The sequence below is a fragment of the Enterobacter sp. 186315 genome, assembly GCF_053290175.1.
In genome coordinates, this window is sequence record NZ_JBPTTK010000068.1 from 1 (window position 1) to 635 (window position 635).

A 635-nucleotide genomic window follows, 5' to 3' on the forward strand; every position below is an offset into this window, starting at 1 on the left:
TGGCGGTCATGAGCACGTTGCTATCCCGAATCATCTTGAGCGACAGTTCGCCGTAACGGAACCAAATCAGGTGTGGTGCGGTGATGTGACCTATATCTGGACGGGTAAGCGCTGGGCGTACCTCGCCGTTGTTCTCGACCTGTTCGCAAGAAAACCAGTGGGCTGGGCCATGTCGTTCTCGCCGGACAGCAGGCTTACCATGAAAGCACTGGAAATGGCATGGGAAACCCGTGGTAAGCCCGTCGGGGTGATGTTCCACAGCGATCAAGGCAGTCATTATACGAGCAGGCAGTTCCGGCAGTTACTGTGGCGATACCGGATCAGGCAGAGTATGAGTCGGCGTGGAAACTGCTGGGATAACAGCCCAATGGAGCGCTTCTTCAGGAGTCTGAAGAACGAATGGGTGCCAGCGACGGGCTATGTAAGCTTCAGCGATGCAGCTCACGCAATAACGGACTATATCGTTGGATATTACAGCGCACTAAGACCGCACGAATATAATGGTGGGTTACCACCAAACGAATCAGAAAACCGATACTGGAAAAACTCTAACGCGGTGGCCAGTTTTAGTTGACCACAACAGTCGGACAGCTTTGCGAAGTACGCCGCGGCTTTTTTTAATATGTCCCGTTCGT

1 pseudogene is annotated in these 635 nt (G+C 52.9%); it reads left to right on the plus strand.

The window, feature by feature from the left end:
- Positions 1-574, plus strand: a pseudogene (locus ACSVHP_RS22980) (IS3-like element ISEc52 family transposase); the annotation flags it as partial.
- Between the last annotated feature and the right edge of the window lie 61 nt (positions 575-635).